General features: G+C 58.4%; 11 protein-coding genes and 2 pseudogenes. 12 read left to right on the forward strand and 1 reads right to left on the reverse strand.

The annotated features are described in order from the left end of the window. The 3 genes and pseudogenes from HMPREF9538_RS21060 to tal form a co-directional block, all read left to right on the forward strand. Nucleotides 1–235: pseudogene (locus HMPREF9538_RS21060) on the forward strand (PTS fructose transporter subunit IIA); the annotation flags it as partial. A 9-nt stretch (nucleotides 236–244) separates the two neighbouring features. Further along, nucleotides 245–1,498 (forward strand): class II D-tagatose-bisphosphate aldolase non-catalytic subunit, encoded by a 1,254-nt coding sequence (locus tag HMPREF9538_RS21055; protein WP_001515338.1) that lies wholly within the window; start codon nucleotides 245–247, stop codon nucleotides 1,496–1,498. 84 nt (nucleotides 1,499–1,582) lie between these two features. Further along, nucleotides 1,583–2,533 carry a transaldolase gene (tal, locus tag HMPREF9538_RS21050; protein ID WP_009484323.1) on the forward strand — a complete coding sequence of 317 codons (951 nt, stop codon included), beginning with the start codon at nucleotides 1,583–1,585 and terminating at the stop codon, nucleotides 2,531–2,533. Between the two features lie 130 nt (nucleotides 2,534–2,663). Here the strand turns inward: tal and merR are convergent, their stop codons facing one another. Then, nucleotides 2,664–3,119 carry an Hg(II)-responsive transcriptional regulator gene (gene merR, locus HMPREF9538_RS21045; RefSeq protein ID WP_001166628.1) on the reverse strand — a complete coding sequence of 152 codons (456 nt, stop codon included), beginning with the start codon at nucleotides 3,117–3,119 and terminating at the stop codon, nucleotides 2,664–2,666. A 71-nt stretch (nucleotides 3,120–3,190) separates the two neighbouring features. Between merR and merT the strand changes: the two genes are divergently transcribed. The 9 genes and pseudogenes from merT to HMPREF9538_RS21005 form a co-directional block, all read left to right on the forward strand. Further along, nucleotides 3,191–3,556 carry a mercuric ion transporter MerT gene (merT, locus tag HMPREF9538_RS21040; protein ID WP_001294656.1) on the forward strand — a complete coding sequence of 122 codons (366 nt, stop codon included), beginning with the start codon at nucleotides 3,191–3,193 and terminating at the stop codon, nucleotides 3,554–3,556. A 15-nt stretch (nucleotides 3,557–3,571) separates the two neighbouring features. Beyond that, nucleotides 3,572–3,847: a mercury resistance system periplasmic binding protein MerP gene (gene merP, locus HMPREF9538_RS21035; RefSeq protein ID WP_000732275.1), complete on the forward strand. Its 276-nt coding sequence runs from the start codon at nucleotides 3,572–3,574 to the stop codon at nucleotides 3,845–3,847. A 27-nt stretch (nucleotides 3,848–3,874) separates the two neighbouring features. Continuing rightward, nucleotides 3,875–4,300: an organomercurial transporter MerC gene (merC, locus tag HMPREF9538_RS21030; RefSeq protein ID WP_000522996.1), complete on the forward strand. Its 426-nt coding sequence runs from the start codon at nucleotides 3,875–3,877 to the stop codon at nucleotides 4,298–4,300. A gap of 38 nt (nucleotides 4,301–4,338) precedes the next feature. Then, nucleotides 4,339–6,024, forward strand: a complete 1,686-nt coding sequence (gene merA, locus HMPREF9538_RS21025) for a mercury(II) reductase (RefSeq protein WP_000209296.1) — start codon at nucleotides 4,339–4,341, stop codon at nucleotides 6,022–6,024. Nucleotides 6,025–6,041: 17 nt separating this feature from the next. Beyond that, nucleotides 6,042–6,407: a mercury resistance co-regulator MerD gene (gene merD / locus HMPREF9538_RS21020; protein WP_001277466.1), complete on the forward strand. Its 366-nt coding sequence runs from the start codon at nucleotides 6,042–6,044 to the stop codon at nucleotides 6,405–6,407. After that, nucleotides 6,404–6,640: a broad-spectrum mercury transporter MerE gene (gene merE / locus HMPREF9538_RS21015; protein WP_001087807.1), complete on the forward strand. Its 237-nt coding sequence runs from the start codon at nucleotides 6,404–6,406 to the stop codon at nucleotides 6,638–6,640. The genes merD and merE overlap by 4 nt, the downstream gene beginning before the upstream one ends. Before the next feature lie 65 nt (nucleotides 6,641–6,705). Beyond that, complete coding sequence (locus tag HMPREF9538_RS21010) at nucleotides 6,706–6,918, forward strand: DUF3330 domain-containing protein (protein ID WP_000993245.1); 213 nt, start codon at nucleotides 6,706–6,708, stop codon at nucleotides 6,916–6,918. Nucleotides 6,919–6,963: 45 nt separating this feature from the next. Beyond that, a pseudogene (locus tag HMPREF9538_RS32105) lies at nucleotides 6,964–7,032 on the forward strand (EAL domain-containing protein); the annotation flags it as partial. 74 nt (nucleotides 7,033–7,106) lie between these two features. Further along, a partial coding sequence (locus HMPREF9538_RS21005; protein ID WP_171805133.1) for a helix-turn-helix domain-containing protein occupies nucleotides 7,107–7,618 on the forward strand: 512 nt, incomplete at its 3' end.

A 7,618-nucleotide genomic window follows, 5' to 3' on the forward strand; every position in this document is an offset into this window, starting at 1 on the left:
CAGCGCCGTCGGTGCCGGTCTGGCAATGGTTCACGGCGTTGAATCAATGGTTCCACACGGCGGATTAATTGCCATCGCAGGCGTCAATAAAGCACCTGTATGGTACGCCATCGATATGGCTATCGGCGTTATTGTCACCGCAATCTGCCTATATATTCTGCGCCCCAACATTAGCGAGCCGGTAAAAAAAGAGTCGGCTAAAAAAACAATCACTTCTGATATGAATAAAGTCTGAGGAGTTATCATGAAAAACACAATGAAACAGTACGTCGATTATATTGTTAACGGTGGAAAATCAACAATGCTGGGAATTGGCCCCATGTCTCCGGCATTAATTCAGGCCTGTTTTGAGCTGGGTAAAGAAAAAGACCTGCCGCTGATGTTTATTGCCAGCCGCAACCAGGTTGATGCAGATGAGTTTGGCGCGGGTTACGTTAACAACTGGGATCAATTTCGCTTTGCCGCCGACCTGAAAGCGATGGCGGAAAAAGTCGGCTTCGACGGTGATTACTTCCTCTGCCGCGACCACGGTGGCCCGTGGCAGCGTGATAAAGAACGCAAAGACCATATTCCTGAAGCCGAAGCGATGGCGCTGGCGCGCCGCTCTTATCAGGTCGATATGGACGCCGGTTTCGACCTGCTGCACATCGACCCTACAAAAGACCCGTATGTCGTCGGTAAAGTCATTGATATCGAACTGGTGCTGAGTCGTACCGTTGAGCTGATCCGCTTCTGCGAAGAGTACCGGAAGGCAAATAACCTGAAGGAGTTCTTCTATGAAGTCGGAACTGAAGAAACCAATGGCGGCCTGACCGACGTCAGCGCCTATGAAGGGTTTATTATCGAGCTGAATAAGCGTCTTGCTGCCGAATCGCTGCCGCAGCCGCTGTTTATCGTTGGTCAGACCGGTACCCTGACCCGCCTGACCAAAAACGTTGGCCATTTTAACGATAAGCAGTCCGCAGAGCTTTCGGCTATCAGCACCCGTCACGGCGTTGGTCTGAAAGAGCATAATGGTGACTATCTTCCGGATGAGATCCTGTTGAAACATCCGGGTCTGGGCATCACGGCAATGAACGTCGCCCCAGCCTACGGCACCATTGAAACCCGCGCTTATCTGAAGCTGGCGGAAGTCGAGAAAGATCTGGCAGCAAAAGGCTTTATCAAGTCAGCGTCTGATTTAAAAACCGTCCTGACCCGCGAGTGTGTGCTGAGCCACAAATGGGAAAAATGGATGACTGATGAGCACAAAAACAAGTCTGAAGAGCAAATCTTTAACGAGCCAGAATTGTTGAAAGAGATTCTTGAACTCAGCGGCCACTACAACTACGAAAAACCAGCGGTAGTCAAAGAGATGCAAACCATGTTTGCTAATCTGAAGTCGTTTGGTGTCGAACCCGAGCGTTATGTGGTTAATAAAATTAAAGATATGATCCAGAACGAAGCAGAGTGCTTCAATATGCCAGGCCTGACCACCCGCGTCGCGCAGGCAAAATAACCACCTATCCAGCTTAGCAATAAGGAGCGGGCTCTGGCCCCTCCTTGCTATTTGCTGCCCAATTATGAAATACAGGTTTATGCCATGAATCAGCTTGAACAACTAAAGCAGCGAACCACGATTGTTGCCGACAGCGGGGATATTGACAGCATTATGGCTTACCAGCCTGAAGATGCGACCACTAACCCTTCGCTTATTTATAAAGCGGCGCAGCTTCCGCAGTACCAGAAACTGGTAAAAGATGCCGTCGCGGCGGTGAAGTCCCGCCAGAATGGAAAGCCGGTACAACCTGCGGATATTGCCGATTATCTGGCGGTGAGCATCGGGGTGCTGATCCTGAAAAACGTTCCGGGTCGTATTTCAACTGAAGTGGATGCTCGCCTCTCGTTTGATACCCAGGCCAGTATTGCTAAAGCGCGGGAAATTATTGCACTGTATGAAGAGAAAGGTATTGGCAAAGGTCGGGTTTTGATTAAGCTTGCTGCCACCTGGCAAGGGATCCGTGCCGCAGAAACGCTGGAAAAAGAAGGTATCCAGTGTAACCTCACGCTACTGTTCTCCTTTGCCCAGGCCAGAGCCTGTGCCGATGCCAATGTTTTCCTGATTTCCCCGTTTGTGGGCCGTATCTACGACTGGTACAAGAAAAACAACCCTGATACCACCTTCACCGTCGAGAACGATCCGGGTGTCGAATCAGTGCAGAAGATCTATCGCTTCTATAAAATGCACGGCTACCGCACCGTGGTGATGGGGGCCAGTTTCCGTACGCCGGAACAGGTGCTGGCGCTTAACGGATGCGATCGTCTTACCGTTTCCCCGGCGTTGCTGGCGCAGTTGCAGCAAACTCAGGGGGCGGTACCAATGCCGCTGACGTATGAAGGTGAAATCCAGGCGAAGCCCATAGCGATGACCGAAGCTGAGTTCTACTGGGCTCATAATCAGGATGCGATGGCAGTGGAAAAGCTCGCCGAAGGTATTCGCCTGTTTGCCGTGGACCAGAACAGTCTTGAGGCACTGCTGAGTCAATATCTGTAAGCTCCCCTAGCAAATATCCTATGCAGGTAGTTGATTCTTAGACGGGTCCGCAGTAAATATCGGACCCATTATTCCACGTAGCGAAGTGCATCTATCCGGGGTCGTCTCAGAATTCGGAAAATAAAGCACGCTAAGGCGTAGTCACCCCGTGACTCCCCCGCGCCGATGCAGCGAGCTTCGTTCCGTCTTGCAGTGACGCAATCAGCGGGCAGGAAACGTTCCCTTTCCGCGCATGGCAGGCGCACACCAGTTCAGACAGCACGGCCTCCATGCGTGCCAAGTCGGCCATCTTCTCGCGCACATCCTTGAGCTTGTGCTCGGCCAGGCCGCTGGCTTCCTCGCAATGGGTGCCATCCTCCAGCCGCAGTAGCTCGGCGATTTCGTCCAGGCTAAAGCCCAGCCGCTGGGCCGATTTCACGAACCGCACTCGTGTTACATCCGCCTCGCCATAGCGGCGAATGCTGCCATAGGGCTTGTCTGGCTCCGGCAGCAGGCCCTTGCGCTGGTAGAACCGGATGGTCTCCACATTGACCCCGGCCGCCTTGGCAAAAACGCCAATGGTCAGATTCTCAAAATTAATTTGCATATCGCTTGACTCCGTACATAACTACGGAAGTAAGCTTAAGCTATCCAAACCAAATTTGAAAGGACAAGCGTATGTCTGAACCACAAAAGTCTGAACCACAAAACGGGCGCGGCGCGCTCTTCGCCGGTGGGCTGGCCGCCATTCTTGCGTCGGCCTGCTGCCTGGGGCCGCTGGTTTTGATCGCCTTGGGGTTCAGCGGGGCATGGATCGGCAACCTGACGGTGCTGGAACCCTATCGCCCGATCTTCATCGGCGCAGCGCTGGTCGCGCTGTTTTTCGCCTGGCGGCGCATCTACCGCCCGGCGCAAGCCTGCAAACCGGGTGAGGTCTGCGCGATTCCCCAAGTGCGAGCTACTTACAAGCTCATTTTCTGGATCGTGGCCGCGCTGGTCCTGGTCTCGCTCGGATTTCCCTACGTCATGCCATTTTTCTATTAATCACAGGAGTTCATCATGAAAAAACTGTTTGCCGCCCTCGCCCTCGCTGCCGTTGTTGCCCCCGTGTGGGCCGCCACCCAGACCGTCACGCTGTCCGTGCCTGGCATGACCTGCGCCTCTTGCCCGATCACTGTCAAGCACGCGCTTTCCAAGGTTGAGGGCGTGAGCAAGACCGACGTAAGTTTCGACAAGCGCCAGGCCGTCGTCACCTTCGACGATGCCAAGACCAACGTCCAGAAGTTGACCAAGGCGACCGAGGACGCGGGCTATCCGTCCAGCCTCAAACGCTGATCCGTTAACCGAACTCGGGAGCGACACATGGGACTCATCACGCGCATCGCTGGCAAAACCGGCGCGCTCGGCAGCGTCGTTTCCGCGATGGGCTGCGCCGCCTGTTTTCCTGCCATCGCCAGCTTTGGCGCGGCCATCGGACTGGGCTTCTTGAGCCAGTACGAGGGGCTATTCATTGGCATCCTGCTGCCGATGTTCGCCGGCATCGCGTTACTCGCCAATGCTATCGCTTGGCTCAATCATCGACAGTGGCGACGCACGGCGCTCGGCACGATAGGCCCGATCTTGGTGCTGGCAGCGGTGTTTTTAATGCGGGCTTACGGCTGGCAGAGCGGTGGACTGCTCTATGTCGGCCTGGCCTTGATGGTTGGGGTGTCGGTCTGGGATTTCATCTCGCCAGCACATCGCCGCTGCGGGCCGGACAGCTGTGAATTGCCAGAACAACGTGGCTGACGGCAACAGCCGTAGCCACCACAGAAAAGGAAAAATACATGACCACCCTGAAAATCACCGGGATGACCTGCGACTCGTGCGCGGCTCACGTCAAGGAAGCCTTGGAGAAAGTGCCCGGCGTGCAATCGGCGCTGGTGTCCTATCCGAAGGGCACAGCGCAACTCGCCATTGAGGCGGGCACGTCATCGGATGCGCTGACTACCGCCGTGGCCGGACTGGGCTACGAGGCAACGCTTGCCGATGCGCCACCGACGGACAACCGCGCCGGCCTGCTCGACAAGATGCGCGGCTGGATAGGGGCCGCTGATAAGCCCAGTGGCAACGAACGCCCGTTGCAGGTCGTCGTCATTGGTAGCGGTGGAGCCGCGATGGCGGCAGCACTGAAGGCCGTCGAGCAAGGCGCGCAGGTCACGCTGATTGAGCGCGGCACCATCGGCGGCACCTGCGTCAACGTCGGTTGTGTGCCGTCCAAGATCATGATCCGCGCCGCCCACATCGCCCATCTGCGCCGGGAAAGCCCATTCGACGGCGGCATGCCACCCACACCGCCGACGATCTTGCGCGAGCGGCTGCTGGCCCAGCAGCAGGCCCGTGTCGAAGAACTCCGTCATGCCAAGTACGAAGGCATCCTGGACGGCAATTCAGCCATCACCGTTCTGCACGGTGAAGCGCGTTTCAAGGACGACCAGAGCCTTATCGTTAGTTTGAACGAGGGTGGCGAGCGCGTCGTGATGTTCGACCGCTGCCTGGTCGCCACGGGTGCCAGCCCGGCGGTCCCGCCGATTCCGGGCTTGAAAGAGTCACCCTACTGGACTTCCACCGAGGCCCTGGCGAGCGACACCATTCCCGAACGCCTTGCCGTAATCGGCTCGTCGGTGGTGGCGCTGGAGCTGGCGCAAGCCTTTGCCCGGCTGGGCAGCAAGGTCACGGCCCTGGCGCGCAATACCTTGTTCTTCCGTGAAGACCCGGCCATCGGCGAGGCGGTGACAGCCGCTTTCCGTGCCGAGGGCATCGAGGTGCTGGAGCACACGCAAGCCAGCCAGGTCGCCCATATGGACGGTGAATTCGTGCTGACCACCACGCACGGTGAATTGCGCGCCGACAAGCTGCTGGTCGCCACCGGCCGGACACCGAACACGCGCAGCCTGGCATTGGAAGCGGCGGGGGTAGCCGTCAATGCGCAGGGGGCCATCGTCATCGACAAGGGCATGCGCACCAGTAGCCCGAACATCTACGCGGCCGGCGACTGCACCGACCAGCCGCAGTTCGTCTATGTGGCGGCAGCGGCCGGCACTCGTGCGGCGATCAACATGACTGGCGGCGATGCGGCCCTGGACCTGACCGCAATGCCGGCCGTGGTGTTCACCGACCCGCAGGTCGCCACCGTGGGCTACAGCGAGGCGGAAGCACATCACGACGGGATCGAGACCGACAGTCGCCTGCTAACACTGGATAACGTGCCGCGTGCGCTTGCCAACTTCGACACACGCGGCTTCATCAAGCTGGTCATCGAGGAAGGTAGCGGACGGCTCATCGGCGTGCAAGCGGTGGCCCCGGAAGCGGGTGAACTGATCCAGACGGCGGTGCTCGCCATTCGCAACCGTATGACCGTGCAGGAACTGGCCGACCAATTGTTCCCCTACCTGACCATGGTCGAAGGGCTGAAGCTCGCGGCGCAGACCTTCAGCAAGGACGTGAAGCAGCTTTCGTGCTGCGCCGGATGAGGAAAAGGAGGTGTTCAATGAGCGCCTACACAGTGTCCCGGCTGGCCCTTGATGCCGGGGTGAGCGTGCATATCGTGCGCGACTACCTGCTGCGCGGATTGCTACGGCCGGTCGCGTACACCACGGGCGGCTACGGCTTGTTCGATGACACCGCGTTGCAACGGCTGCGCTTTGTACGGGCTGCCTTCGAAGCGGGTATCGGCCTGGACGCACTGGCGCGGCTGTGCCGGGCGCTGGATGCTGCGGACGGTGACGGTGCGTCTGCGCAGCTTGCCGTGTTGCGGCAACTCGTCGAGCGTCGGCGCGAGGCCCTGGCCAGCCTCGAAATGCAACTGGCCGCCATGCCAACCGAACCGGCACAGCACGCGGAGAGTCTGCCATGAACAGCCCAGAGCACTTGCCGTCTGAGACGCACAAACCGATCACCGGCTACTTGTGGGGCGCGCTGGCCGTGCTCACCTGTCCCTGCCATTTGCCGATTCTCGCCATTGTGCTAGCCGGCACGACGGCCGGCGCGTTCATCGGGGAGCACTGGGGTATTGCAGCCCTCACGCTGACCGGCTTGTTTGTCCTGTCTGTGACGCGGCTGCTGCGGGCCTTCAAGGGAAGATCATGACCGCTTCCCAGCCAGCCGAGAGTGGGCAGCTTTGAGCTTCGCTACCAATCTGGAGGAGTACCACCATGAACGCAAACGCCCCGAACACTGCCAGTTGCACCACCTGCTGCGTATGCTGCAAAGAAATTCCGCTCGATGCCGCCTTCACCCCGGAAGGCGCGGAATACGTCGAACATTTCTGCGGGCTGGATTGCTATGAACGCTTCCAGGCACGCGCCAAGGCCGCGACAGAATCTGACATTGCGCCTGTCCCTGGCGGTTCGCAGCCGTCAGATTGAGGCATACCCTAACTTGATGTCAGATGCCATGTGCAAACGATGTCAGATGTCATTTTCAGAAGACGACTGCACCAGTTGATTGGGCGTAATGGCTGTTGTGCAGCCAGCTCCTGACAGTTCAATATCAGAAGTGATCTGCACCAATCTCGACTATGCTCAATACTCGTGTGCACCAAAGCGAGGTGAGCATGGCGACGGACACCCCACGGATTCCAGAACAAGGCGTGGCCACTCTGCCTGATGAGGCTTGGGAGCGTGCGCGCCGTCGTGCGGAGATCATCAGTCCGTTGGCGCAGTCGGAGACGGTCGGGCACGAAGCGGCCGATATGGCGGCTCAGGCGCTGGGCTTGTCTCGGCGCCAGGTATACGTTCTGATCCGGCGTGCCCGGCAAGGCAGCGGCCTCGTGACGGATCTGGTGCCCGGCCAGTCCGGTGGAGGTAAAGGTAAGGGGCGCTTGCCGGAACCGGTCGAGCGCGTCATCCACGAGCAACTGCAAAAGCGGTTCCTGACCAAGCAGAAGCGCAGCCTAGCGGCCTTTCACCGCGAAGTCACTCAGGTGTGCAAGGCTCAAAAACTGCGAGTGCCGGCGCGCAATACCGTGGCCTTACGGATCGCTAGCCTTGACCCGCGCAAGGTCATCCGCCGGCGGGAAGGCCAGGATGCCGCTCGTGACCTACAAGGTGTGGGCGGCGAGCCTCC

The organism is Klebsiella sp. MS 92-3 (genome assembly GCF_000195655.1).
In the GTDB taxonomy this organism is placed as follows: Bacteria; Pseudomonadota; Gammaproteobacteria; order Enterobacterales; family Enterobacteriaceae; genus Klebsiella; species Klebsiella pneumoniae.

Excerpts from the sequence above, each read along its gene's own strand:
- merT (WP_001294656.1), top strand. The coding sequence starts at position 3,191 with ATGTCTGAACCACAAAAGTCTGAACCACAAAACGGGCGCGGCGCGCTC.
- tal (WP_009484323.1), top strand. The coding sequence starts at position 1,583 with ATGAATCAGCTTGAACAACTAAAGCAGCGAACCACGATTGTTGCCGAC.
- merP (WP_000732275.1), top strand. The coding sequence starts at position 3,572 with ATGAAAAAACTGTTTGCCGCCCTCGCCCTCGCTGCCGTTGTTGCCCCC.
- merC (WP_000522996.1), top strand. The coding sequence starts at position 3,875 with ATGGGACTCATCACGCGCATCGCTGGCAAAACCGGCGCGCTCGGCAGC.
- merD (WP_001277466.1), top strand. The coding sequence starts at position 6,042 with ATGAGCGCCTACACAGTGTCCCGGCTGGCCCTTGATGCCGGGGTGAGC.
- HMPREF9538_RS21010 (WP_000993245.1), top strand. The coding sequence starts at position 6,706 with ATGAACGCAAACGCCCCGAACACTGCCAGTTGCACCACCTGCTGCGTA.
- merR (WP_001166628.1), bottom strand. The coding sequence starts at position 3,119 with ATGCAAATTAATTTTGAGAATCTGACCATTGGCGTTTTTGCCAAGGCG.
- merA (WP_000209296.1), top strand. The coding sequence starts at position 4,339 with ATGACCACCCTGAAAATCACCGGGATGACCTGCGACTCGTGCGCGGCT.
- merE (WP_001087807.1), top strand. The coding sequence starts at position 6,404 with ATGAACAGCCCAGAGCACTTGCCGTCTGAGACGCACAAACCGATCACC.
- HMPREF9538_RS21055 (WP_001515338.1), top strand. The coding sequence starts at position 245 with ATGAAAAACACAATGAAACAGTACGTCGATTATATTGTTAACGGTGGA.